This is a genomic window from Leptolyngbya sp. AN10 (assembly GCF_050565645.1).
Classification (GTDB): Bacteria; Cyanobacteriota; Cyanobacteriia; order Leptolyngbyales; family Leptolyngbyaceae; genus Leptolyngbya.
The window spans coordinates 1-25,083 of record NZ_JBNXVP010000043.1 but is presented as its reverse complement, the minus strand read 5'-3'; the positions used below and the strand labels follow the sequence as shown (position 1 = coordinate 25,083).

Sequence of the window (25,083 nt, the reverse complement as noted above, 5' to 3'; positions counted from 1 at the left end):
TTCTAATATTCTAAGAGTTAGCGGGACGGTCTGGGCTTCATTCGACGAGTTCGGGCTTCCGCAAACGAGATTACTTTGGGATTTTCTGCGATCGACATGACCTGCGCTTCACTACTTTCCCGCGCCACTCGAATCAACAACGCCGCACAGACCAGGCTCGAAATCATCGAACTTCCGCCATAGCTAAATAATGGGAGTGGTAATCCAGTTGTCGGTAAAGCTCCAGTTGCAACACCAATGTTTAGAAGCGATTGACCAACCATAATGACCATTACGCCGATCGCGACTAATCGATGAATTGGATTCTTTGCCTGCCGAGAAACAATCAGTGCCAAAGTCGCATAAGCAACCAACATCGACATGAATAGTACACAGCCAATTAAACCGAATTCTTCAGCAAACACCGCAAAGATAAAATCGGTGTACTGAATTGGTAGATAAAAGAGCTTTTGCTGCGATAAACCGAATCCAACTCCAGTAAAGCCACCTGACCCAATCGCTAACAAACTCTGAATCAACTGATAGCCATCTTGCAGCGGATCAGACCAAGGATTGAGAAACGACATGATTCGCCGTCGCTGATATTCTCGAATGCTGATACTTAGGGCTGCGAGAAATAGACCTCCGATCGCAGTTCCACCCAAATAGATATAAGGTAATCCTGCTGCGAGCGCCACCAACCATAAGGTCATACCGCAAAGCGCCGTCGTACTTAAATTTGGCTGAAGCAGAATTCCAACGAGCATTAAGAAAAATAGCCCAATCCAAGTCAATCGAACGCGCCATGTCAGCCGTTCCCACTGTCCGAAGATTCGGGCACTTTGCAGAACTAAGAACGGCTTAATCAACTCCGAAGGCTGAATCAAAAAGGGACCTGCTTCAAACCAGCGTTGTCCCCCGTTTACTTCTCGTCCGATGATTGTTGTGAGAAAGATGCCGCCGAGGAGTCCAATGAATGCAAAACTCGAAATTCCTTGGATGTACCGTAAGGGGGCATGAATCACCACATTGAATAAAATCATGCCGAGCGCGATCGCAATCAGTTGCCGCTTAAAGTAATACAACCCATCCCCGATCGCGTCTCCGACTGGGAACGAGGCACTATACATGACCGCCAATCCGACAAACAACCAGACAAAAGTAAGCCAGCGCAATAATCGGGGAGTCGCTGCCCAATCCATCGCGGTTGTGTCAAAAAACGGAATGAAGTGCCGCCAGTTCATCGATTTGCTAACTCCGATCGCAATTTTTCCAAGTCATCAAGTAGAAACACCGTCAATTGCCCCGAATAAGCTCTACCATTTTCGGTTTGAGCGACTTCGAGCCAGTAAGCAAACCGCTCTCCTCGGCGCAATTCCCCTTGCTGAGAAGCGATTTGAGCATTTTGTTTAGTCACTGCTTCTTGAATTCGGGCATCCGTTGGGTAGGATTTGACCATTTCCGCTTGCTCAAAATCTTGTGCGATTTCTAATCCATAGATCAGGCGCACCGATTCGCGCAGTCGATTTAATGTCACCCCATTTCGCATATCAAACAGAGACAGCGTTTCACTGCGGATCATACGCGCTCCGGGTGCAAGTCGAACCATTTTTCCAGGCGGCATGGTCGAGGCGTGAAACGTCAGTTGTTGAGCGGCGGTATTCACCCGTCGGACTAAAAATTTCTCATTTGGACTGGGGCGAACGGCGGAATTTGACTGCATCCAGACCGCAGCTTCATCAAGAGTTTGTCCGGGGATCGCTTGGGCAGGAGTCGCCATCAGCATCAATCCACCCATCATCAAGCCAATCTTTTTCATGGTTCTACTCCAAAGAAGACAGGCTTATCATTCACGGCTCAATTGCGACTTTGATCACTTTGCGCTGTTTCATATCCTGGAAGACTTGCTCTAGGTTTTGCAACGGTTGTCGATCGCTAATTAATAACTCAAATGGAATGGTTCCACTCGCGAGAAGTTGAAGTGCCGATCGCACAAACTCCGGCGTATTATGAAACACTCCTTTGAGAGTCAGTTCATTGTAATGGAGTTGCTCGGTGTTGACGGAAATTCTTGTTTCGCGTGGACAACCTCCAAATAAATTGACGGTTGCACCCGGACGAGCACAGTCGATCGCGGTTTCCCAAGCGCTCGGAACTCCGGTCGCTTCGATCACAATATCTGCGCCCCATCCATCCGTAAGATCTTTGACGAATTCTGGAATGTTAGCGATTTGCCGATAGTTGAACGTGTTTGCGGCTCCGAATTTTTTGGCAATTTCTAAGCGATCGTCATTTCCACCAAAGACATAGAATTCAGTTTGTGGAGCCATGACCGCGACGAACATTAAACCGATCGCGCCATCACCGAGTAGAACAACTCGATCGCCTGGTTTGTAGTTCGATCGAGCAATTCCATGTAAGACACACGCAAGAGGTTCCGTCATTGCAGCGATCGCATCAGGAACATGATCGGGAATCGGCAAAAGATTCTGTTGAACGATCGCGCTTGGAATCTTCAAATACTGGGCGAATGTTCCATTGTTGAAGCTCAGATCCGTACAGAGTGAAAATTCTTTGCGCTGGCAGAAGAAGCAAGACAAACAGGGAGCAGAATTATTCGCAACGACTCGATCGCCAATTTTCCAGTTTGTGATGGAGTTGTCGATCGCCACAATTCGCCCTGCTGCCTCATGTCCAAACAAAGTTGGAGGCTTTAACATTTTCGCGTGTCCGCCTCGTCGCCACACTTTAAGATCCGTTCCGCAAGTCGTCGCGGCTCCCACCTCGATCACGACTTCTCCGATTCTCGGTGTCGGATCATCTACCGTTTCCAATCGCAGATCTTCTTTTCCGTAGAGTAATGCGGCTAACACAGCAATTTTTCAACCTCAGAATCAAGCCTCTAATTTCTTTCTCACAATGTCGATCGCTATTTTTCCGCCAAAATCCGGGATCGGTGCAGCAGGTTTCGTGAGCTTTACTTGCACTTGAGCGACTTGATCGAATTGCAGAATCGATTGCGCGATCGACGTTGCCAATTTCTCTAATAAATCAAACTTCGATGTTTTGATCAATTTCTGCGTGAGTTCAATCACATCACAGTAATTGAGAGTGTCAGATAAGCGATCGCTGTCTCCTGCTTTTGCCAGATCAATCCAAAGCGTCAAATCCACTTCAAACCATTGACCTAATACCTTTTCTTCTGGCAATGCGCCTGTATATCCGTAGCCGCGAATCTGAGTTAAATGTATGCAGTCCATTACGGTTTGAAGTTATAGCCTTTACGAACGTAGTAGTTTTTGATCCAAACTCCAAAGCGTTTTACTGAAACGGTAATTGGCTCAGAAGTTCGATCGAATTTCGAGAGTACCATCAATTCTGCCGGATACCAATCATCTGAGAGAATCACAGCGTCTTTACCCTGTAGCGGTTTCGGATCGCGATACCAGAAATCGAATTGATCAATCCGATCGCTGACTGCAATTACATCTCGATCGTTTAATTGATACGCCAATGCTGAAGCAGAACGATAATCAGATGTGACTAGCAATGGATTGTTTAGCGTTTTGGATTCGGATTGTACGATCGCTGCAACTTCTTTCCAACCAAACAACATTCGAGAATCCGGATCAGCGTCTTTGCTAAACAATGCTGCTAATGGAAATACAGTGTAGTAAAAAACTAATATCGCTGAAATAATCAAACCATAAATTGCAGTAGCTCTCGGTTTCTTCAACACAAACGGAAGCAAGGGAAATAGTAATAAGTAAGCTGTAATATTCCAGTAATATACTGCTGCTGAGATCAAAGAGATGATTGTCAGTAGAGTAGAAGAGATTGCAAAAATCCAAAATGCAACAATTGGATAAATAGAATGAATTGGTAATCGAATTTTGATCAGACGGTGGAAACTAATCCAGCAAAATGGAGAAACTACGAGAAATGAAACTAGAGTGAATCCGAGGAATGAGCCGATTTTGATTCCTGGATTGACAGGCTGAACACTTCGATCGACATAATATCGAAACGATTGAAAATCATTAGAAATATTCCAAATCAAAATTGGAATTAGACAAGTGAGCGCGATCGCAATTCCAAAATAAAGTCGTCGATCGCGAAACAAAGGACGCAATCGAGCATTCGTAATCAGTGTGGCAAAAAATCCAAGTGCAACAAAAACGGCATTGTACTTCGAGAGGAATGCTAGAGAAAGCGCGATCGCACTTCCATACAATCGCCAAGTTTCTCCCCGCCCGTCCACGAGATAACTATCCAGAAATCGAATAAATAGATAGGCAGAAATCAGCGAAAAGGTAATTAATAGATGATCATGCCAAGCAAGCGCGAGAAATATAAAATAGAGTGGTGCGGACAATACCAGCAGCGCAACAACTCGAACGTTTAGATCTTTGTTCAGGTAGCTTACAATGCGATAGTACGTGTAGAAAAAAGCGATATTACTAAAGAGATTCGGCAATCTGAGCGTAAACGTCGATCGACCAAAAACTGCCGTAAAAACTCCCTGAATCCAAGCCTGTAATGGCGGATGATCATAATAAGACCAATCGAGATGCTGTCCCCAGAGCCAGTAATAAGCTTCATCCGAATTGGGAAATGCTGCAAACCAGAAAATCGATCGCAGCAGTAAGAACGCCAAAAAGAAAAAAATCATTCGATAGCCAGTGGAGCAACCACAGACGGTTTTGCATGATGATCGACTATACTACCGTTCGGTTTGAGCCGCGCTAATTGCAACAACAGACGAGGTGAACAATGCAGCCAGTAGATTACACAACGCTGATGGCGATTTGTGCGGAATTACGATCGCAGTGGCTTCCCGCTAAATTTGAGCAAGCTTACCAACGCGATCGATTCACTGTTCTTTTAGCGCTCCGAACCTTGAAAAAACGCGGTTGGTTAACCCTTTCATGGCATCCGCAAGCGGCTCGAATTCACTCCAGTGATCCGCCTCCACGTGATCCCGATACGTTTACTTTCAGCCAACAATTGCGACATCAATTAGGCGGACTGGCACTCGTTGGAATCGAGCCTGTGTCACCGTGGGAAAGAGCGATCGATTTACAATTCGCGCATCGTCCAGGTGAGCCTGCTTTGTGGCATCTCTATCTCGAAGTGATGGGACAGTACAGCAACGCGATTTTGGTGAATCAAGACAATGCGATCGTTACCGCAGCCCATCAAGTCAGTTCAAATCAATCGAGTGTTCGTCCAATCCAAACAGGTCAGCCGTATGAATTGCCGCCTGCCCGACTTGATCCAGCCCCAAACTTACAAGAAAGTATAGAAAAATGGCGATCGCGGATCAGTCTCGTTCCCGGTGCGATTCGCAAAAATCTCGTGAAATCCTATCGGGGTCTGAGTTCTGCTCTCGTTCTATCCATGTTGGAAAAATCAGGATTAGATCCCGATCAATCCACGGAGACGCTAACAGATTCAGAATGGCAACGATTATTTGAATGTTGGCAATTTTGGTTAAGTGCGATCGACAAAGAACAATTTCATCCCGGATTCACCCAGCAAGGACATACCGTAATTTGGGGAGACGATTCGATCAGCGTTCAGAAAATGATCGATCGATATTATCGCGATCAACTGAATCAGCAAGAATTCACCCAACTAAGACACCAAATCAGCCAGAAGCTCAATAACATTTTAGGAAAACTGCGATCGAAAGCCGCAGAATTTGAGAGCCGACTGGATCGATCTGATCGGGCGGATCAAGCGAAATATCAAGCTGATTTATTAATGGCGAACCTCCACGAATGGAAACCGGGCATGAAATCGATCGAGCTTGCCGATTTTGAAACGGGTGAACCTGTGAAAATTCCGCTTGATCCTGAGAAAAATGCAGTTTTAAGCGCTCAAGCTTTTTACAAGCAACATCAGAAATTGAAACGGACTCGTGCAGCGATCGAGCCTTTACTCGCGGATGTCCAAACCGACATTAGTTATTTAGAAGAAATTGAAACCGCGATCGCTCAATTCGAGAAATACGAAACGCCGGACGATTTGAAAGGACTCGAAGAGATTCGGGATGAACTCGTGCAGGAAGGTTATCTAGAAGGCTCGGAATATCGAAAGGCTGTCACTCAACAAGATTCCGCAATTCAGCCCTATCGATACAAAACGCCAAACGGTTTCGAGCTTCTGATCGGACGCAACAATCGCCAGAATGATCAACTCACATTCCGAACGGCGACCGAATATGATCTGTGGTTTCACACTCAAGAAATTCCGGGCAGTCATGTCCTGCTGAGATTGGAACCAGGCGCGATCGCAGACGAAAAAGATCTGCAATTTACAGCAAATTTAGCGGCTTATCACAGTCGCGCCCGTCAAAGCGAACAAGTTCCCGTCATTTATACAGAGCCGAAGCACGTTTACAAACCCAAAGGCGCAAAGCCTGGAACCGTGATCTACAAACAAGAGCGGGTCATTTGGGGGCAACCGCAGCGAGGAAGAGAAATCGCGATCGAGACTAAATCTATCAGCTAAACTTCTCGGCGGCTGAATCTACCATTAGTCAGAAATATGTCTTGAAACCATGAAGTTTCGTGACAAAAGATTTGTGTTTGTTGTTACAATGTTCAGCAGATAGGGATTATTACCTTATGAAGCCCGCTGCAAGTTGGGAAACGCGCAGAAGGGTTTTCTCCAATGTGAAACGACAACAGGTTGATCCAGAGCCAGCTTTGCAGAAAGGTTGGCTCTTTTATTTTATATCAGTACAGATTGAGACTAATTGTAACCCACGCAACATTAAGAGATTCGCTTTCTCAATCACTCACAGCATTGAACAATCCAATATCAGTAATAGAAGTAAGCAATAATACGATTTACTCTGATCTTAAAACATCATAAATCGCAGAAATGAGACTCATTCTCAATGTAGGATGGAAAATGTCTTTTCATTCGGCGCGTTTTCCACATGAGAAGGAATTCAAATCGCTCTTCGATCGTCAAATTCTTCGCCGCCTCACTGTTTCTCTCTGGAACTGCTTCTGGCGCACTTTTAGCAAGCTGCGGACAGTCCACTCCAACCCAGGCGAACCTTCAATCCTCTCCTGCTAGTTCGCCTGCTGTCAGTCCTTCCCCCGCTGCAAATACCGAAAATCGCTTACGTGTGGTTGCCACTTTTCTCCCAATTTACCTCTTTACAAAAGCAGTCGCGGGAGATGCTGCTCAAGTTGATATTCTGATCAAGCCAGGAACCGAGGTGCATGATTATCAATCCACGCCTGCCGATGTCAAAGCTTTATCCGAGACTGATGTTTTGGTCAAAAACGGTTTAGGAATGGAAGAGTTTCTAGACAGCACGATTAAGACCACGCAAAATGCAAAGCTCAAAGTTGTGGATGCAAGCCAGGGAATTAAGCCTGTGGGTGAACTTTCCCAGGTCGTTAGCAGCGGAAAAGAAGGGCATAGCCATGATCATGCTGAAGGCAATCCACACGTTTGGCTTGATCCAGTTTTGGCAAAGCAACAAGTTGAAAATATTCGAGACGGTTTGATCGCGGCTGATCCAAACAATAAAGCGAAATATGAAGCGAATGCTGCGGCTTACCTCCAACAGTTAGCGGATTTGAACAAAGAATTTGAGCAACGATTAGGGCAATTTCGCGATCGCACGTTCATCACGTTCCACGATGCTTTTCCCTACCTCGCTCAACGCTACAACCTCAAGCAAGTAGCAGTCGTCGAAATCCCCGAAGATCAACTCTCTCCGGCAGACGTAAAAGAAACGATCGACACTGTAAAACAATTTCAGGCAAAAGCCCTTTTCAGCGAACCTGGAGTCGATAACAAACTGCTCCAAGGTCTTTCCAAAGATCTCAATGTGAAACTGCGATCGCTCGATTCTTTAGAAGCCGGAGAAACCGATCCAAACCACTATTTCACAGCGATGCGAGCAAACTTACAAACCTTGGAAGAAGCGTTCAAGTGATTCACCCGATTGTCAAAGTTGAAGGCTTGACTGTCCTGCGAGGACGATACGCCGCGCTCGAAAATGTGTCGTTTGAGATTCCGACTGGCAGTTCCGCCGCGATCGTCGGTCCAAACGGTTCTGGAAAAAGTACGCTCGTTCAAGCGATTCTAGATCTGATTCCAAAGGCATCTGGGACGATCGAGATTTTCGGTCGTCCGACTCGTCGCTTGGGAAATTTGCGATCGCAAATCGGTTATATGCCGCAGAATTTTATCTTCGATCGCAGTTTCCCGATCTCGGTTGCTGAACTTGTCGCTCTGGGTCAGAGTGGCGGACATAAGAAAGCTGCGATCGCTCAAGCGTTACGGCGAGTGAATGCCTATCATTTGTGGGATCAAGCGATCGGAACTCTCAGCGGTGGCGAACTTAAGCGAGTCTTGTTGGCGTATTGCCTTGTAACACCTCGGAAATTACTCGTCTTAGATGAGGCTTTTGCTGAAGTGGATGTCCAAGGTGAAGCGGAATTTTTTGATTTGCTCAACGAACTTCGACAGGAAGAGGATTGGACAGTCTTGCAGGTTTCGCATGATCTTGATATGGTCAATCGGCACTGTGATTTTGTTTTGTGTTTGAATCGATCGCTGATTTGCACAGGCGAACCGGAAATTGCTCTATCCCGTGATAACTTGCTTCAAACTTATGGATCTGGTTTTAGCCGTTACCGACATCAACACTGATTTAGTAGATTTGCTCCAGTATCCCTTTATGCAAAGAGCGATCGTCGCTGGGATTCTGATGGGGTTGCTGTGCGGCTTTTTGGGCAGTTTCGTAGCACTGCGGCAATTGTCGTTCTTTTCTCATGCGGTCGGACACGCGGCGTTAGTCGGAGTAGCGATCGGCGTTCTAATTCAAGTTGAACCGACTTGGACGCTCTTACCGTTCACTTTATTATTTGGCGTTTCGGTTCTTTATTTAATCGACCAAACCGATTTGTGGAGCGATAGCGTTCTGAATATTGTGCTTTCGGGCGCATTAGCGATCGGCGTAATCTTGACGACTTTTATCAAAGGCTATCGCGGTAATTTAATTAATATTTTGTTCGGTGATATTCTTGCGGTGACTTGGACAGATATTTCACTGACTGCGGTGCTTTTAGTTATTAGTGTTACGGTTCTACTCGCAACTTTACGCCAACAAATTCTTCTCACTCTGAATCAAGCGGTCGCGAAAGTTCAAGGGGTTTCAATTCAGTTTCATCGCTATTTATTTGTAGTATTACTATCGCTAACTGTAGCAGTAGCGATTAAAGCGATCGGCATTCTTCTGGTCAATGCCTTTCTCGTGATCCCTGCTGCAACTGCAAAACTATTAAGTCATCAATTCAAACCGTATTTAGGTTGGTCAGTTGCGATCGGAGGTTTGAGCAGTATTGCTGGAATGATCGTCTCCGGAGCGCTCAATTTTCCGTCAGGTCCTAGTATTGTTCTCGTTCAATTCTGTCTATTTCTGATCGTATTCATCGTAGCGAAATTGATTTCGAGAACAAAGATTGTTGAGCCGAGAAAGCAATCACTACAGCAAGAATAAGAGCGTGATGGCAAAAAAGAGCAGCGGAAATCCGAAGGTAAGCACTAGAAATACGATTCCAAGTGTCGATCGGGGTTCTTGACTAGGCGTGCCTTGAGGAGAAAGAAGCCGCGCCAAAATATAGCGAAACTTGCAATAATAAATAGCTCCCCAAGCTGGCGTTTTTTGAATCAGAAAGGCAGCATTCCCCTCTAAATCCAAGGCAGCAGGAACGTAAAACTCAGCAAACCCTAACTTGCCTTGTCGTTCACATAATTTTTGGGCATCCGGTTCGACTCGATCGGCAACGTAAACGACGAGAATCGCGTTCCCAGATTGCAGCCCACGCGGAATTGAAGACTGATTAAGCTGTTTCGATTCTGGAATTAAGCGATCGCGATCGTTCAAAATCATTTCTGCCGATAGCGACCTCACACGCTGTACGAAAACGGTGTAATTGACGAACGTAAGAAGACATTCCCAATAGAACGATCGACGACTTGCGATAATTCTGTCTTGATCCGCCTGCAAAATTTGAAAATCTAACCGCTCTAATTCCGCTTGTTGGGCAATGAGAGAAGAATCAAGTGTCATCAGATTTAGCTCCAAATTATTGTTGGCTATGATACACCCTGAAACTTATTACTCGAACGAACGACGTTCAACGATAGAATTTGTGCGTGATATCAGAAGAATTTTGCTGTGAATTTGAAGTACGCATTAGTGCATGAGTGGCTGACTCCCGAAGCAACAGGCGGATCAGAACTCGTCGTGCAAGAAATTTTGAAACATATTGATGCCGATTTGTATGCCCTAATCGACTTTGAATCAACGAATCCGAAAAGTTACTTATATCAGCGAAAGATTGGTACAACATTTCTTCAGAATTTCCCATTTGCGCGGAATGGAGTTCAGAAATATTTACCATTTTTACCGATCGCGATCGAACAACTCGATCTGCATGAATATGACATTATTTTGTCTTCGTATCATGCGGTTGCGAAAGGTGTCCTCACATCGCCAAATCAACTTCATATTTGTTATTGTCATGCCCCCATGCGCTATGTATGGGATATGACCTTTGAATATCTCCGTAATAGTCGTGCAGGTCTTGGAATTCCCGGTATTTTCACCCGATACTTGTTGCATCAATTACGACAATGGGACGTAATTGCATCGAATCGGGTCGATTATTTCATTGCCAATTCACAGCATACAGCCCGAAGAATTTGGCGTTGTTATCGACGACCCGCAGAGGTGATTTATCCGCCTGTAAACGTCGATCGCTTTCCATTTGAAGCCCAAAAACAAGACTTTTATCTTACCGTTTCTCGGCTGGTTGGCTATAAGAAAATTCCGCTAATTGTTCAAGCATTCAATCAGTTAAATCTCCCATTAGTTGTGATTGGAAATGGCGCAGAATTAAAGCAAATTCAAAAGATCGCAAAACCGAATATTCAAATTTTAGGATGGCAACCTGATCACGTTGTAGAGCAGTATATGAAGCAAGCAAAAGCCTTCATTTATGCTGCCTATGAAGATTTTGGGATCGCACCTGTGGAAGCTCAAGCCTGCGGAACTCCAGTGATTGCCTACGGTGCAGGCGGAACAGCAGAAACCGTGAGAGACTTACGAACATCAGGGAATGGTACGGGAATTCTGTTTACAACCCAAACTAAAAGTGCGATCGTCGAAGCGGTTCATGCCTTTGAGCAACATCGATCAACTTTTCATCCCGAAAATGCTCGAACTCATGCGCTCAAATTTCATCCAGATTTGTTTAAACAGCGGTATCTTGATTTTATCGATCGAGCCTATCAAGAATTCCAAACCCGGTTACATTCTTAAAAACGACCCAATTCGCTAAAAATACTTCCCGATTGGGGAGCAAATTTAACGCTAAAAGAGTCTATGGCTTTATGATCAGGACTGTGTGTGGTGTGGAACAGTAAGGAGTAAGATGACTGCCGATAGCCAATTTGTCCCCGGCAAGCGGATTCGGTCGATCTTCAAGCGTGGAAAACCGGTTATTCTCAATACTTGGGATGCGCTTGATGGCGATTTTGCCAAACGTCTATTCGATATTGCGTTTTCGCTCTCCGTTCTTATTCTTTTTTCTCCCGTCTATCTAATTTTGGCGTTATTAATTGCCCTGAGTTCTCCAGGTCCAATTTTTTACGTGCAAGAACGGGTTGGAAAAGATTTCAAACGCTTTGGTTGCATCAAATTTAGAACGATGGTGCGGAATGCAGACGAGTTGTTACTCGATCTGATGAATTCCTCGCCTCAAATGCGTCATGAATTTGAAACAAATTTCAAGCTGAAATACGATCCCCGAATTACCTGGATCGGTCGCTTTCTGCGAATTACTAGCCTAGACGAGTTTCCCCAGTTCTGGAACGTCCTGGTAGGCGATATGAGCGTTGTTGGACCTCGCCCGCTCGTGGTTGAAGAACTGCCCAAATACGGAAGCCATATCGAAACCGTTCTCACGATTCGTCCCGGAATCACAGGCTTATGGCAAGTGTCAGGACGAAATGACATTCCTTATCCACAACGCATCCGCATTGATGTGTACTACGCCAGCTTTCGCAATTTCTGGCTCGATTTGTGGATTGTCTTTAAAACGATCGGAGTCGTGATCTTCCCAAAAAACAACGGAGCCTACTAAACCGAAACTTTAAATTCGTGCAGTGATCCGGATACCCTCGATCGCGGTCGTAATGGTTAGCAGCTTAGACAGATTGCTTCTCAATCTCAGCAATCCTGTCACTTGTCAAAAGCTGTCACAGCCGTATGGAAAGAAAGTCGCAAGTCTGAACTTCAGCAAAACTTTTTCTCGAATCCACGGTTTCTTAACACACAAGCCATGCCTTTCACGGTAGGGTTGGTGTTATTTGTGCTGCGCTTAGGGTTAACTAGGAACAGCTTATTTCATGTGTTCAGATTCAGACCGCATGGAATGACTCGGCATCGACAATCTCTAACCGTCTCTGTAATTGCAGGTGAGGAAAGCAAAGAATGACGCAACGTAAACGCGCACTGTTAACGGGTATCACGGGTCAAGATGGCTCTTACTTAGGGGAATTGCTACTCGAACAAGGCTACGAAGTGCATGGCATTATTCGCCGCACCTCCACCTTTAACACCGATCGGATTGACCACATCTACGAAGACCCGCACGTTGAAGGAGCGCGGCTCTTTTTACACTACGGCGATCTCACAGACGGCACGACTTTACGCCGCATCCTGGAAGAAGTCCAGCCGCAAGAAATCTATAATTTAGGCGCACAATCGCACGTTCGCGTCAGCTTCGATGCTCCTGAATACACCGCTGATGCAGTCGGAATGGGCGCACTCAGAATTCTCGAAGCAGCACGTGACTACCAGCAACGTACCGGAGCAGAAGTTCGCTACTATCAAGCGGGTTCTTCGGAAATGTACGGAAAAGTGCAAGCGGTTCCCCAAACTGAAGAAACACCGTTCTACCCTCGTAGTCCTTACGCCTGTGCCAAAGTGTTCGCACACTGGCAAACCGTGAACTACCGCGAATCCTACAATATGTTCGCGTGTAACGGAATTCTGTTCAATCACGAATCTCCGCGTCGTGGCGAAACTTTTGTGACCCGCAAAATTACTCGTGCAGTGGCTCGTATCGTTGCTGGACACCAGAAAAAGCTCTACATGGGCAACCTGGATGCAAAACGCGACTGGGGATATGCCAAAGATTATGTTCGAGCAATGTGGTTAATGTTGCAACAAGAGCAGCCTGATGACTACGTGGTTGCAACGGGTGAAACCCACTCGGTCCATGAATTTCTCGACATTGCCTTTGGACGGGTGAATCTCGACTGGCATGACTATGTTGAATTCGACGATCGCTATTTGCGTCCGGCAGAAGTTGATTTGCTCATCGGTGATCCGGCGAAAGCGAAGAAGCTTCTGAACTGGGAACCTTCCGTAACGTTTGAAGAGTTAGTGCATCTGATGGTGGATGCTGACCTGCAAGCGGTGGGAATTAACACGAATGGCAATGGGGAGTCGAAAGTCGAAGACTACGCAACGATTCGCCAAAGTTTGATTGGGGTGTCCTTCTAGGAAAACTTACGGAAACAAGCGCCATGACCTCAACAACTTTAAATCTGCAAAACAAGCGCATTCTGGTTACAGGTGGAGCAGGCTTTCTCGGTCGTCAAGTCGTGGATCAACTCTGCGCGGCAGGGGCTGATCCACAAAAGATCACCGTACCGCGATCGCAAGATCTCGATCTCCGCAAGATGGAAAACTGCCAACGTGCGGTAGATCAGCAAGACGTTGTGATTCACTTAGCGGCTCACGTTGGGGGCATCGGACTGAATCGCGAAAAGCCTGCTGAGTTGTTCTACGACAACTTGATGATGGGAACGCAACTCATTCATGCTGCTTACGAGGCAGGTGTACAGAAATTTGTCTGTGCTGGAACGATTTGCGCGTATCCCAAATTCACGCCTGTTCCGTTCAAGGAAGATGACATCTGGAACGGCTACCCAGAAGAAACCAATGCACCGTATGGAATCGCTAAAAAGGCGCTTTTGGTGCAGCTTCAGTCTTATCGCCAGCAATACGGATTCGATGGCATTTACTTGTTGCCTGTGAATTTGTATGGTCCTGGAGATAACTTCGATCCGCGTAGCTCTCATGTGATTCCGGCATTGGTTCGGAAAGTGTATGAGGCACAACAACAAGGATTAACTGAGCTTCCGGTTTGGGGCGATGGCAGTCCGACCCGCGAATTCCTCTACGTCGATGATGCGGCACGAGGAATTATAGTGGCGACTCAGAAATATAGCGATCCTGATCCCGTGAATTTGGGAACAGGTGAGGAAATTTCGATTCGTGACTTGATCGTGTTGCTGTGCGATTTGATGGAGTTCAAAGGCGAGATTGTTTGGGAAACGGATAAACCAAATGGTCAACCGCGTCGTTGTTTGGATACCGATCGAGCAAAAGAGCGCTTTGGTTTTACGGCTGAAGTTGGCTTTGAGCAAGGGTTGAAAAATACGATCGACTGGTATCGCCAGAACGCTCAATAAAGTGTTCTCCCGATAAGTGAGAGGGCGTTCTTCGGAGCGCCTTTTTTAATGTGGAAAACAGATGTTTGGAGCACAGAGATTTGGAAAGTCGATCGTAGAAATCTCCAATGTGACCAAATCTAATTTCCGAATCACATAATTATTCGTATCAGCGATGAATAAATGCGTTTCCGTAGCGCTGATTCCAGAAGGTTCATTTAGAGAATTTTGAGCGATCGTAGAACAAAATCCATCTGCATCAATTCGCTTAATTTTGTGATTGTAACTGTCTGCGATCCAAAGATTTTCCTTAAATTCAACTCCTAAACAATGCTGCAATCGTGCAGTTTCCCCAATTCCATCAACATCGCCAAAGGTATACAAATCTCCACCGCCGCAGATGGTTTTAACTTGATTGGTTTCTAGATTTATCGATCGAATCGAACTCGTTTCACTATCAGCAATAAACAATTCTTTCCCATTCGTCGAAACTCCACTCGGTTGAGCAAATGCCGCCTCTTGAATTGCTCCATCGAAACTCGCTTCGGCTCCTGTTCCTGCAAAGGTTTGGATCGTATTTCCTTGCAATTCCCAAATTTGATGTGCGCCTGCCATTGCAATGAATAGTCGATCGCCAATTTTCTCCAAATCCCAAGGCGAATTCAAATCCACTTCTAACGCTTTGCCACCATGTGGATAAATGATTCGGCTTTGAGTTCCAGTTCCAGCGATCGTACAAACCGTTTTTGACTTCAAATCGATACATCGAATCGCATGATTTCCCGTATCTGCGACATAAAGCTGTTGAGTTTCACGATCGAATACCATTCCCTGCGGTGCTGAAAATTCCGCTTGCTCGAATGCTCCATCAACGAATCCTGAATTTCCATTGCCGACGATTTCGAGGATTTCACCGTCGATCGAACTCATCACAATCCGATGATGTCCCGTGTCAGCAATAAATAAATGCTCATTGACGAGAACTTTTCCAGGAAACGCCAAAGGAGAAACAGGAACTTTCTCAAGTGCGAATTGAAGCGATCGTGGTTCGATCTCATTCTTCTCAATCAATTCTTGAATCAATTGATCTAAAAGATTCCGTCTTCCTTCACCTGCAATCGACGTGACAATATAGCCTTTTGGATCGATTAAAACAAACGTCGGATAAGCGCGAACCGCGTAAGATTCCCAAACTTTGAAATCTCGATCGACTAAAACCGGATGTTCAATTTCGTATCGAAGAATCGCTTGGCGAATATTGTCGATCGAGTTCTCATTCTGGAATTTTGCTGAATGAATGCTGAGGATGGTTAAGCGATCGCGATATTTCTGCTCCAAATATTTCAAATCTGGCAAGCTGTGGATGCAATTAATACAGCCATACGTCCAGAAATCGAGCAAAACAATTCGCCCTCTAAACTCTTTGAGAGATAGAGAGCGATCGACATTCAACCACGCTAAATCCTTCGGAAACTCTGGAGCGCGAACCATGAGATCTCACTATTCGGCACTCTCTGAGGATAGCGCAGGCTCCGGAGTCAAGACAGGCTGGGAGATACGGGGCTTCAGCGGTATTCCCAATCGGCGTTCGAGTTCAGTTTGAGGCTCAAACTCAGAAGGTGCAGCTTCGGAAGCAGGTTCCTCAACAACAGGCGGCTTCTCTTCTTGAACTGGCGCTTCGACAGGTTTTGGTGTCGCTGAACGTAGATTCTCAAACGGATTCGGCTTCAGTTCAGGTTTTACTTCTGGTTCAGCGGGGCTTCCGATCGGTGCTTCGATCTCCGGAGTCGTCGAATTGTCAGGAGTCGGAGGAACGATCGGGGGTTTCGATTCGGGGCGTTTAAATCGATCGAAGAACCCCGCTTTTGGTGTTTCCTTCACCTCCGGAGCAGGTTTAATCTCAACAGGTTCGGCGGGTTCGACCTCAACAGGTTCAGCCGTTTCAACTTCTGGAGCCGTTAGATCAGCGGGAATTGGAGTCGAGGATGGTAGAACAATGGGTGGTTTTGATTCGGGGCGTTTAAATCGATCGAAGATATTCGCTTTCGGTGTTTCCTTCACTTCTGCGGCAGGTTTAACCTCTACGGGTTCGATCTCAACAGGTTCAGCCGTTTCGACCTCCGGAGCCGTCAAGTCGTCGGGAATCGGAGTTGGTGAAGGAAGGACGATCGGCGGTTTCGACTCCGATCGCTTAAATCGGTCAAAGATATTCGTCTTCGGTGCTTCTTTCACCTCTGGCGCAGGCTGAATCGGTTCTGGTGCTTTCTCTTCTTCGGGTTGAGCTTCCTTCACTGGAGCGGGAGGCTCGTTCTCAATGTCCGATCGCACTTCATCCGGGATCGGAGGCACAACAGGCACAACACTCGGACGCTTGAATCGATTAAAGAATCCTCCTGGTGCTTTAGCTGCCGGAACTTCAGGCACAACGGCTTCAGACTGTTCTGGTTCTTCTGGTGCTTCAATGATTTCCGGTTCAGGACTGGGTTCGACTACAGGCGGAGCGCTTGGACGCTTAAATCGATCGAACATCCCATCCTGCGGCTTTTCGACTTCTGTTTCTGGTTCAGGCGCGATCGTGGCTGGAGGCGCAATCTCTTTTTCCGGTTCAGGCATCGGCTCTGGAGTCGGTTCGATTATCGATTTCGGCTCAGACCGTTTAAATCGATTGAAGAAACCGCCTTGAGGTTTCGGAGCTTCAGCAGGTTTCGGAGCTTCTTTTACTTCCGGTTCGGTCGGCTTCTCTTCAACAGGTGGCGCGACTGGAATGGGAGTTGGTTCTGGAGCAGGCTTGTAATTTGGATCAACGATCGATACCGCTTGATCAAACGAAATCTCACCCCGAACGAGCTTCGACAGCGTATCCTGTCCGTTTGGCTCGTAGTTGAAAACTCTTGCGGTGTTGTTGTAAACGTTTTGAACTGGATTGCCTTTCTCGTCAACGTATTCGAGTTGAATCCAGTTCTTACCGGGTTTGAAGCCTTTTAGATAAATTGGCTGCCAGCGATCGATCGTAAAACTATCACCGTTCACTGTTACTTTTACGCGCCAATCCGCCACATCATCTTTATCATCTTCCTGGGCGACAATGTGCAGCGGTGCATTCGTCAAATAGAAATCCAATAAAATCGGTTCCGCCCCATACGTAGCTTGTGGACGGCTATAAGTCAATAACGGCAGTTTCGGATCAGGATTGTTGTTCGGCGTTTTCGTAAATACGTGAAAAGTCACTTGAGCGAATGCGCCATCATTCTTAAAGCTTTCGTGCCAAGGGCGACCCGCAAACGCTCGGATTGTATGAGTTCCCGCTGCTAAATCTTTGAATACGACTGGCTGACTGACATCGTAAACCGCTTGATACGGTTGATCATCCAGGAATACATGAAGGTGCGATCCCAAGCCTAATTTCTGATCTTTATATAGAGACAGATCTTTAACGTTGAATTTGACCGAAACGGTATTATCGTCCAGTACCTCATTTGGGCGAGGAGACACGATCGACACTTGCGGCTGATACTTGTCTAACAGCGGCTTCAATTGCTGAATCACCTCTGGCGGCGATGCTTCTGAAATCTTCCCTGCTTTTTTCGGGGCTGCCCAACTCGGAGCAACCGCACTCAGATTAAGCAGCATTGCCAAGACTAATGAGACTGAAAGAGTTCTAGCCGTCCCGCGCCAGCGCATGATCCCAAACACTAGATATGTCTCCCCATCAAACACACTTTCAACAGCAAATCGCTGTCCCTTCGGCACTATAGCGGAAAAACCAGGACAGAGGAGCGCGATCGCAATAAATCCCCGCACTTCTTGAATATCGGTCAAGATAGGATCAAAAGCGTAGTTAGATCGATGAACGCATCGCAGATTACTAGACTTGACGATCCAGATGCTGCTTTAGAAGTAGCGAAGCAAGTTGTAGAGCAGCTCGTTCTGCCTACCTTGTCTGAAGAGGGAAAGGAGACATTTCCCCTCACTCTCGCTGAAAACATGCCAGCGATGTTCTCAGATACGAATGTGGATGTCTTTGGTATGCAAACAGACCAAGGTCTAGCTGGATATATTGCAGTTGGTAGAAAATCTCATATTCATCACCTCTTTGTGAGGGCTGATCAGCAGCAGAAAGGCATTGGTCGGATGCTACTTGATTTCGTGGAACAGCGATCGAGAGAAGCTGGAATCCCGCGATTAACGGTGAGAGCCTCATTGAATTCAGTCTCTTTCTATGAGAAGTGCGGCTTTGAGAGCACGACCGAGCCACAAGAAATCAACGGAGTCAGATGTCAGCCGATGCAGAAGCCCCTTGCTTGACGAAATCCCCAACCAGACAAGCTAAAACGCGCTCCTCTGCTAAAAATCTGGGGATCATGGCTCAATCTCTGACACTAAGCGACTTTTGCAACAAATCATTAACAGCAAGATCAAAAAATATCAATTATGCTCAATCGATTTGATAGTAATTTCCAATCCTTGAGGAATGTAAAGTTAATCAACAATCTCTTGACTTTTTATGCGAGTGTAAACGCTGAGACCCAAGCAGAGTCAAGAAATCCTGAACTTTGAATTATTGTTAATAACCTTCAGAAACGTTTTCATGAAAGACCTATAATGACCCATTGAGAACCCACGAAGGCAACCTTCCGAATCACGGGAGCCAACTGGAACCTCAGACCAAGCCCATAGCTGCATCATTCGCGGTAACGCAACTAGGTCTAATCCCTTAGTCATCCGTTGCAGCAAAGCTTAACAGAAGGGTTTGAGACCAGCGCCGGATAGGGGGAATACCTCGTTCCTTGTCTAGAGAGAGGAGAGTCTCAATGACAATTAGCCCACCGGAGCGCGAGGCGAAGGCACGGGTCGTCGTTGATAAAGATCCCGTTCCTACTTCCTTTGAGAAGTGGGGGCAGCCGGGACACTTCGATCGAACCCTGTCAAAAGGACCCAAAACCACCACTTGGATTTGGAACCTTCACGCCAACGCTCACGATTTCGATAGCCATACAAGCGACTTAGAAGACGTTTCTCGCAAAATTTTTAGCGCACACTTCGGTCACTTAGCCGTTGTGTTCATTTGGTTGAGTGGAATGTACTTCCACGGCGCTAAGTTTTCAAATTATGAAGCATGGCTCGCCAACCCCACTGGAGTCAAACCCAGCGCGCAGGTTGTGTGGGACATCTTCGGTCAAGAAATTCTTAACGCGGATGTTGGCGGCGGCTTCCACGGAATTCAGATCACCTCTGGATTCTTCCAACTGTGGAGAGCATCCGGCTTTACAAACACCTTCCAGCTTTATTGCACCGCGATCGGCGGCTTAGTCATGGCTGGCTTAATGCTGTTTGCAGGCTGGTTCCACTACCACAAACGCGCTCCCAAACTGGAATGGTTCCAGAATGTGGAGTCGATGTTGAATCACCACCTGTCTGGTCTGTTCGGACTCGGTTCATTGGGATGGGCTGGACACCAAATCCACGTCTCTTTGCCGATCAACGAACTGCTTGATCGTGGTGTACCTGCGGACAAGATTCCTCTGCCTCACGAGTTCATCCTGAACCCGCAATTGATGGCGGACATCTATCCCAGCTTCGCAAAAGGTCTTATTCCTTTCTTCACCCTGAACTGGGGTGAGTATTCCGACTTCCTCACCTTCAAAGGTGGATTGAACCCCGTCACGGGCGGACTCTGGCTGACTGATACCGCGCATCACCACTTGGCGATCGCTGTATTGTTCATCATCGCTGGACACATGTACCGCACCAACTGGGGTATTGGTCACAGCATCAAGGAAATCCTTGAAGCTCACAAAGGACCGTTTACCGGAGAAGGTCACAAAGGTCTCTATGAGAACCTGACCACCTCCTGGCACGCGCAACTGGCAATTAACCTGGCAATGGTTGGCTCTTTGAGCATCATCGTTGCTCAGCACATGTATGCGATGCCTCCTTACCCCTACTTGGCAACCGACTACGCAACTCAGTTGTCAATCTTTACGCACCACATGTGGATCGGTGGATTCTTCATCGTCGGTGGTGCGGCTCACGCGGCAATCTTCATGGTGCGCGACTACGATCCAGTTGTGAACCAAAACAACCTGCTCGATCGCGTTCTGCGTCACCGGGATGCCATCATTTCCCACTTGAACTGGGTTTGTATCTTCTTGGGCTTCCACAGCTTCGGTTTGTACGTGCATAACGACACGATGCGAGCTTTAGGTCGTCCTCAAGATATGTTCTCGGATACCGCAATTCAACTTCAGCCCGTGTTCGCGCAGTGGATTCAAAACCTCCACACGCTGGCTCCGGGTGGAACCGCTCCGAACGCACTGGCTCCGGCTAGTTATGCTTTCGGTGGTGGAACGATCGCAGTCGGTGGCAAGGTTGCCATGATGCCGATCGCACTGGGTACGGCGGACTTCATGGTTCACCACATCCACGCTTTCACCATTCACGTGACAGTTCTCATCTTGCTCAAAGGTGTGCTGTTTGCACGTAGCTCACGCTTGATTCCTGATAAAGCCAACCTTGGTTTCCGCTTCCCGTGCGATGGTCCGGGTCGTGGCGGTACTTGCCAAGTGTCTGGATGGGATCACGTGTTCCTCGGTCTGTTCTGGATGTACAACTCCTTATCGATCGCAATCTTCCACTTCTCGTGGAAAATGCAGTCCGATGTCTGGGGTACAGTTGCACCGGATGGAACGGTTGATCACGTGACGGGCGGTAACTTCGCTCAAAGTGCGATCACCATCAACGGTTGGTTGCGCGACTTCCTGTGGGCACAAGCAGCACAGGTGATTGGATCTTACGGTTCGGCACTGTCAGCTTACGGACTTCTGTTCTTGGGCGCTCACTTTGTTTGGGCATTCAGCTTGATGTTCCTGTTTAGCGGACGTGGCTACTGGCAAGAACTGATCGAATCGATCGTTTGGGCGCACAACAAGCTCAAAGTTGCACCGTCGATCCAACCACGGGCACTGAGCATTATTCAAGGACGGGCTGTGGGCGTAGCTCACTACCTCTTAGGCGGAATTGTCACCACATGGGCATTCTTCCTAGCTCGATCAATTTCAATCGGATGAGCGAGGATTAATAAACAGCTATGGCAACTAAGTTCCCAAAATTTAGTCAAGACCTTGCCCAAGATCCTACTACTCGTCGGATTTGGTACGGGATTGCCACCGCTCACGACTTTGAAAGCCACGACGGAATGACAGAAGAGAAGCTTTACCAAAAGCTTTTCGCAACGCACTTCGGTCACTTGGCAATCATCTTCTTGTGGGCATCCGGTAGTCTGTTCCACGTTGCTTGGCAAGGCAACTTCGAGCAATGGATCAAAGATCCGCTCAACATTCGCCCGATCGCTCACGCGATTTGGGACCCTCAGTTTGGTAAGCCCGCTGTAGAAGCGTTTACTCAAGGCGGCGCAAACTATCCTGTCGATATCTCTTACTCTGGTGTTTACCACTGGTGGTACACGATCGGCATGAGAACGAACGGCGACCTGTATCAAGGTTCGATCTTCTTGCTGCTCTTGTCTGCTGTCCTCCTGTTCGCAGGTTGGTTGCACCTCCAGCCGAAATTCCGTCCGAGCTTGGCTTGGTTTAAGAACGCTGAATCGCGCCTGAACCACCACTTGGCTGGTTTGTTCGGAGTCAGTTCACTGGCTTGGGCAGGTCACTTGATCCACGTTGCAATCCCTGAATCTCGTGGACAGCATGTGGGTTGGGATAACTTCCTGTCCACCATGCCGCACCCAGCAGGTTTAGCACCGTTCTTTACTGGAAACTGGAGCGTCTATTCGGCAGATCCGGATACCGCGAACCATATCTTCGGAACGGCTCAAGGATCGGGAACGGCTATCTTGACTTTCCTCGGTGGATTCCATCCGCAAACAGAATCGCTGTGGCTGACCGACATGGCTCACCACCACTTAGCGATCGCGGTGATCTTCATCGTGGCAGGTCACATGTACCGCACCAATTTTGGTATTGGTCACAGCATTCGAGACATTCTGAACGCGCACAAGCCGCCTGCGGGTGGTTTGGGTTCAGGTCACACTGGGCTGTATGACACCGTAAACAACTCCTTGCACTTCCAATTGGGTCTTGCCCTGGGTGCATTGGGAACGGTGACATCCCTGGTGGCACAGCACATGTACTCGATGCCTCCTTATGCGTTCATGGCGAAGGACTTCACCACTCAAGCAGCACTGTACACCCATCACCAGTACATTGCAGGCTTCCTGATGGTTGGAGCATTTGCACACGGCGCAATCTTCTGGGTTCGTGACTACGATCCAGACCAAAACAAAAACAACGTGCTTGCACGGATTTTGGGACACAAGGAAGCCATCATCTCGCACTTAAGCTGGGTATCGCTGTTCTTGGGCTTCCATACCCTCGGTCTGTACGTTCACAATGACGTAGTGGTTGCTTTCGGAACTCCTGAAAAGCAAATCCTGATCGAGCCTGTGTTTGCTCAGTTCGTTCAAGCTGCTCACGGTAAAGCACTGTATGGCTTCAACGCTCTGTTGTCGAACGCGGACAGCATCGCCTCTAATTCTGGTGCAGCTTATCTGCCCGGTTGGTTAGATGGCATCAACAGTGGTACTAACTCGCTGTTTTTGACGATCGGACCTGGTGACTTCTTGGTTCACCATGCGATCGCGCTTGGTCTGCACACCACCACCTTGATCTTGGTTAAGGGCGCGTTGGATGCTCGTGGATCGAAACTGATGCCTGACAAGAAAGACTTCGGCTACGCATTCCCTTGCGATGGTCCGGGTCGTGGCGGTACCTGCGATATCTCCGCATGGGACTCCTTCTATCTGGCAATGTTCTGGATGTTGAATACGATCGGTTGGGTTACGTTCTACTGGCACTGGAAGCATCTGGCGATCTGGTCTGGTAACGTGTCTCAGTTCAACGAAAGCTCGACCTACTTAATGGGTTGGCTGCGTGACTACCTCTGGCAGTATTCCGCTCCGCTGATCAACGGCTACAACCCCTACGGCATGAATAATCTGGCGGTTTGGGCTTGGATGTTCCTCTTGGGACACTTGGTCTGGGCAACTGGATTCATGTTCTTGATCTCGTGGCGTGGCTACTGGCAAGAATTGATCGAAACGCTGGTGTGGGCACATGAGCGCACTCCGCTGGCGAACTTGATTCGCTGGAAGGACAAGCCAGTTGCTCTATCGATCGTTCAAGCTCGGTTGGTCGGTCTGGTTCACTTCACGGCAGGTTATGTACTGACGTATGCAGCCTTCGTGATTGCCGCAACTGCTGGTAAGTTCGGTTAATTGGACTGAATGTGTTAGGTAAGTAAAAGAAATCCCTCGCCTTCGGGTGGGGGATTTTTGCTATTTGGTTATGGGTTTCATCTTCTAGAATAGGAGCAGAATGGAGGCGACTTATGAGTTCTGAACAACAGTTAGTCGATAAATGGAGAAGTCTCACACCTGCGAAGCAACAACGGGTAATAGATTTTGTTGAGCATTTAGAATCTGAAGATTCGGATCAGGCGAATGAGGAGATGTTATCGTCTGAGCCTGAGATTTGGTCGCCCTACGGAACTCCTGCGGTTGCTCAAGCACTTTTGAAGCTTCTTGAAGAAGATCCGGGAGAAGAGCTTGACTAACCCGACCGGATTTTCTTACTGCCCTGCTAATGCAACTGAACGAGAAAGAAATGGTTTACCTTACGTTCCAATTGTTCTGATATATCAAGCTCGATCGATCGCTGTCAATGGACTTTTGGACACGGGAGCAGCGATTAATGTACTTCCCTACTCACTAGGTCAACAACTCGGTTTAATTTGGGAAGAGCAACCTCTTCTTGAAAAACTTTCAGGGAATCTCGCCTCATTTGAAAGTCGGGGCGCTCGATTAGCTGGGATGGTTGAGCCTTTTTCTCCAGTTCCTCTTGTCTTTGCTTGGACAAAGAGTAATTCCATACCTCTGATTCTTGGTCAAGCTAATTTCTTTCAAACTTTCCAAGTCTGCTTCGATGGGTCGGATCAGATTTTTACGACCGTGCCCAAGTGCTGAGTGCGATCGTGTTGAGTAGAAGAAACACGATCGCTTGTGAGTGGCATTGTCGATCGTTCAAGCTCGGTTGGTTGGTCTGGTTCACTTCACGGCAGGTTATGTACTGACGTATGCAGCCTTCGTGATTGCCGCAACTGCTGGTAAGTTCGGTTAATCGGACTGAATGTGTTAGGTAAATGAAGAAATCCCTCGCCTTCGGGTGGGGGATTTTTAATGAACTTAGAAATTGGGGAATCATATTGAGAGGTACCACTCAGCGATATGCCACACACCACTGAAGCAGCTTTCGATTACAGTAGACGTAGATATACCTGCCACATGTTTGCGGGTTTTCAACGAGAATTAAGAATCTATAATGCTGAAGGCGATACTCTAACTATTAACCCAAGTTGCGGGTTAGGCAAGCCAGAGAAACTTTGTATCGATGAGCGCAAAGAAACCAGCGCAGCGATTGCTGCGCGTCTGGTGTAGAGCATTGCGCTTTACGTGCGAGCATTGCGCTT

General features: G+C 47.3%; 22 protein-coding genes and 1 pseudogene. 15 read left to right on the top strand and 8 right to left on the bottom strand.

The genetic code is table 11. The features are described from left to right. Positions 1-17: 17 nt before the first annotated feature. Genes ACQ4M5_RS34490 through ACQ4M5_RS34470 form a run of 5 tightly spaced genes read right to left on the bottom strand, consistent with a single transcriptional unit; the run spans position 18 to position 4,651 of the window. Positions 18-1,223 carry an FtsW/RodA/SpoVE family cell cycle protein gene (locus ACQ4M5_RS34490; protein ID WP_430680316.1) on the bottom strand — a complete coding sequence of 402 codons (1,206 nt, stop codon included), beginning with the start codon at positions 1,221-1,223 and terminating at the stop codon, positions 18-20. Further along, positions 1,220-1,798: a hypothetical protein gene (locus ACQ4M5_RS34485; protein ID WP_430680315.1), complete on the bottom strand. Its 579-nt coding sequence runs from the start codon at positions 1,796-1,798 to the stop codon at positions 1,220-1,222. The genes ACQ4M5_RS34490 and ACQ4M5_RS34485 overlap by 4 nt, the downstream gene beginning before the upstream one ends. A gap of 31 nt (positions 1,799-1,829) precedes the next feature. Beyond that, on the bottom strand, positions 1,830-2,852 hold the full coding sequence (locus ACQ4M5_RS34480) for a zinc-dependent alcohol dehydrogenase (RefSeq protein WP_430680314.1): 1,023 nt from the start codon (positions 2,850-2,852) through the stop codon (positions 1,830-1,832). Between the two features lie 21 nt (positions 2,853-2,873). After that, entirely contained in the window at positions 2,874-3,239 is a 366-nt protein-coding gene (gene folB / locus ACQ4M5_RS34475; RefSeq protein WP_430680313.1) for a dihydroneopterin aldolase, read from the bottom strand. Further along, positions 3,239-4,651, bottom strand: a complete 1,413-nt coding sequence (locus ACQ4M5_RS34470) for an ArnT family glycosyltransferase (protein WP_430680312.1) — start codon at positions 4,649-4,651, stop codon at positions 3,239-3,241. The genes folB and ACQ4M5_RS34470 overlap by 1 nt, the downstream gene beginning before the upstream one ends. Before the next feature lie 101 nt (positions 4,652-4,752). Here ACQ4M5_RS34470 and ACQ4M5_RS34465 point away from each other — a divergent pair, with 101 nt between their 5' ends. The 4 genes from ACQ4M5_RS34465 to ACQ4M5_RS34450 all read left to right on the top strand — a co-directional run bounded on the left by ACQ4M5_RS34465 (position 4,753) and on the right by ACQ4M5_RS34450 (position 9,514). Next, entirely contained in the window at positions 4,753-6,495 is a 1,743-nt protein-coding gene (locus tag ACQ4M5_RS34465) for an Rqc2 family fibronectin-binding protein (RefSeq protein ID WP_430680311.1), read from the top strand. A gap of 433 nt (positions 6,496-6,928) precedes the next feature. Then, positions 6,929-7,945, top strand: a complete 1,017-nt coding sequence (locus tag ACQ4M5_RS34460; protein ID WP_430680310.1) for a metal ABC transporter substrate-binding protein — start codon at positions 6,929-6,931, stop codon at positions 7,943-7,945. Then, positions 7,942-8,664 carry a metal ABC transporter ATP-binding protein gene (locus ACQ4M5_RS34455; protein WP_430680309.1) on the top strand — a complete coding sequence of 241 codons (723 nt, stop codon included), beginning with the start codon at positions 7,942-7,944 and terminating at the stop codon, positions 8,662-8,664. Before ACQ4M5_RS34460 ends, ACQ4M5_RS34455 begins: the two co-directional genes overlap by 4 nt. Beyond that, complete coding sequence (locus ACQ4M5_RS34450; RefSeq protein WP_430680308.1) at positions 8,627-9,514, top strand: metal ABC transporter permease; 888 nt, start codon at positions 8,627-8,629, stop codon at positions 9,512-9,514. The genes ACQ4M5_RS34455 and ACQ4M5_RS34450 overlap by 38 nt, the downstream gene beginning before the upstream one ends. Here ACQ4M5_RS34450 and ACQ4M5_RS34445 read toward each other — a convergent pair. Next, positions 9,500-10,087 (bottom strand): hypothetical protein, encoded by a 588-nt coding sequence (locus ACQ4M5_RS34445; protein WP_430680307.1) that lies wholly within the window; start codon positions 10,085-10,087, stop codon positions 9,500-9,502. The two genes, ACQ4M5_RS34450 and ACQ4M5_RS34445, sit on opposite strands and share 15 nt — an antisense overlap. A gap of 108 nt (positions 10,088-10,195) precedes the next feature. Between ACQ4M5_RS34445 and ACQ4M5_RS34440 the strand changes: the two genes are divergently transcribed. The 5 genes from ACQ4M5_RS34440 (at position 10,196) to ACQ4M5_RS34420 (ending at position 14,565) form a co-directional block, all read left to right on the top strand. After that, positions 10,196-11,341: a glycosyltransferase gene (locus tag ACQ4M5_RS34440; protein ID WP_430680306.1), complete on the top strand. Its 1,146-nt coding sequence runs from the start codon at positions 10,196-10,198 to the stop codon at positions 11,339-11,341. Positions 11,342-11,453: 112 nt separating this feature from the next. Continuing rightward, positions 11,454-12,164 carry a sugar transferase gene (locus ACQ4M5_RS34435; RefSeq protein WP_430680305.1) on the top strand — a complete coding sequence of 237 codons (711 nt, stop codon included), beginning with the start codon at positions 11,454-11,456 and terminating at the stop codon, positions 12,162-12,164. A gap of 102 nt (positions 12,165-12,266) precedes the next feature. Beyond that, positions 12,267-12,518 (top strand): hypothetical protein, encoded by a 252-nt coding sequence (locus tag ACQ4M5_RS34430; protein WP_430680304.1) that lies wholly within the window; start codon positions 12,267-12,269, stop codon positions 12,516-12,518. Then, positions 12,515-13,591, top strand: a complete 1,077-nt coding sequence (gene gmd / locus ACQ4M5_RS34425; protein WP_430680303.1) for a GDP-mannose 4,6-dehydratase — start codon at positions 12,515-12,517, stop codon at positions 13,589-13,591. Before ACQ4M5_RS34430 ends, gmd begins: the two co-directional genes overlap by 4 nt. A gap of 23 nt (positions 13,592-13,614) precedes the next feature. Continuing rightward, on the top strand, positions 13,615-14,565 hold the full coding sequence (locus tag ACQ4M5_RS34420; protein ID WP_430680302.1) for a GDP-L-fucose synthase family protein: 951 nt from the start codon (positions 13,615-13,617) through the stop codon (positions 14,563-14,565). Between the two features lie 45 nt (positions 14,566-14,610). On the opposite strand, the gene ACQ4M5_RS34415 is transcribed toward ACQ4M5_RS34420, so the two are convergent. Together ACQ4M5_RS34415 and ACQ4M5_RS34410 are read right to left on the bottom strand one after the other, a co-directional pair. Then, complete coding sequence (locus ACQ4M5_RS34415; RefSeq protein ID WP_430680301.1) at positions 14,611-16,035, bottom strand: thioredoxin-like domain-containing protein; 1,425 nt, start codon at positions 16,033-16,035, stop codon at positions 14,611-14,613. 9 nt (positions 16,036-16,044) lie between these two features. Continuing rightward, the gene (locus tag ACQ4M5_RS34410; protein WP_430680300.1) at positions 16,045-18,363 is read right to left on the bottom strand and encodes a hypothetical protein; all 2,319 of its coding nucleotides are present in this window, start codon (positions 18,361-18,363) and stop codon (positions 16,045-16,047) included. 27 nt (positions 18,364-18,390) lie between these two features. Here ACQ4M5_RS34410 and ACQ4M5_RS34405 point away from each other — a divergent pair, with 27 nt between their 5' ends. The 6 genes and pseudogenes from ACQ4M5_RS34405 to ACQ4M5_RS34380 all read left to right on the top strand — a co-directional run. After that, positions 18,391-18,849 (top strand): GNAT family N-acetyltransferase, encoded by a 459-nt coding sequence (locus ACQ4M5_RS34405; RefSeq protein WP_430680299.1) that lies wholly within the window; start codon positions 18,391-18,393, stop codon positions 18,847-18,849. A gap of 506 nt (positions 18,850-19,355) precedes the next feature. Further along, positions 19,356-21,611 (top strand): photosystem I core protein PsaA, encoded by a 2,256-nt coding sequence (gene psaA / locus ACQ4M5_RS34400; protein ID WP_430680298.1) that lies wholly within the window; start codon positions 19,356-19,358, stop codon positions 21,609-21,611. 20 nt (positions 21,612-21,631) lie between these two features. Further along, complete coding sequence (gene psaB / locus ACQ4M5_RS34395; protein ID WP_430680297.1) at positions 21,632-23,833, top strand: photosystem I core protein PsaB; 2,202 nt, start codon at positions 21,632-21,634, stop codon at positions 23,831-23,833. Between the two features lie 113 nt (positions 23,834-23,946). Continuing rightward, positions 23,947-24,171, top strand: coding sequence for a hypothetical protein (locus tag ACQ4M5_RS34390; RefSeq protein WP_430680296.1), 225 nt, complete (start codon positions 23,947-23,949; stop codon positions 24,169-24,171). Beyond that, entirely contained in the window at positions 24,164-24,580 is a 417-nt protein-coding gene (locus tag ACQ4M5_RS34385; protein ID WP_430680295.1) for a hypothetical protein, read from the top strand. The genes ACQ4M5_RS34390 and ACQ4M5_RS34385 overlap by 8 nt, the downstream gene beginning before the upstream one ends. A 40-nt stretch (positions 24,581-24,620) precedes the next feature. Continuing rightward, positions 24,621-24,734, top strand: a pseudogene (locus ACQ4M5_RS34380) (hypothetical protein); the annotation flags it as partial. Positions 24,735-25,083 lie beyond the last annotated feature (349 nt).